The organism is Blastomonas sp. UPD001 (assembly GCF_003426715.1).
GTDB lineage: Bacteria > Pseudomonadota > Alphaproteobacteria > Sphingomonadales > Sphingomonadaceae > Blastomonas.
The window spans coordinates 1-730 of record NZ_QKVT01000023.1; the positions used below are offsets into that span (position 1 = coordinate 1).

Annotated in this window: 1 protein-coding gene; it reads left to right on the top strand. The window is 64.5% G+C overall.

The window, feature by feature from the left end; all coding sequences use genetic code 11:
- The first annotated feature begins 509 nt into the window (after nucleotides 1–509).
- Nucleotides 510–716 carry a helix-turn-helix transcriptional regulator gene (locus DM995_RS17945; protein ID WP_116970582.1) on the top strand — a complete coding sequence of 69 codons (207 nt, stop codon included), beginning with the start codon at nucleotides 510–512 and terminating at the stop codon, nucleotides 714–716.
- The last annotated feature ends 14 nt before the right edge of the window (nucleotides 717–730 follow it).

Below are 730 nucleotides of genomic sequence, written 5' to 3' on the forward strand. Positions count from 1 at the left end.
CGAGCGCCGACCGGCTTGAGGAACAATTGATCGGTTGAGTCAGTGACCGCTTCTGGGAGCAGATATGTGCTCGGCCGACGGCCGAAATGGGGGCGCAAAGCGGACGGGCGCTTCCCATCCCGAACTGAGCCGCCATGAAACGCTCCTGCGGTTTGGCACCACCTAACTTTCTGGTTTGGCGACATAAAACGCGCGATACGGCACCACGCCAAAATCGCAGTGCCGTCAGAACCCCAACAAGATCAACGGCCTGGGCGCGCGGAGTGCCGCCCCTTTCATCGTGCCCTCGTATCTTGCCCTCGTATCTTGGAGCGGCTGCCGCTCGATCCGAGACCGACCAAGGGCACGCCAGTCCTCGCTATGGCCACCTGTGCTCGCTGATTGCTGCCACCTGCACGCCCGGGCATCTATCTGCACCCTAGCCTGTCCTTGCCGTGGCACCCCATCTTGATATGCGCCCTGCCCGCTCCGACCATCCCGGCATGACCCAACCAACCCAGGAGTGCCGCATGTCCCCGCCCGACCGCATCCTCCGCCTGAACACGGTGCCCGACCGCACCGGTCTCAGCCGGTCCACCATCTACCGGAAGATGTCGCGCGGCACCTTCCCGCGGCAGCTCAAGCTCGGCGAACGGTCAGCCGGCTGGCGCGAGTCCGCCGTGAACGCGTGGATGCAGGACCCGATGCACTACCGCGAAGGTGACAGACGCGGTTGATCGAAGCGCGATGG

Excerpts from the sequence above, each read along its gene's own strand:
- DM995_RS17945 (WP_116970582.1), top strand. The coding sequence starts at position 510 with ATGTCCCCGCCCGACCGCATCCTCCGCCTGAACACGGTGCCCGACCGC.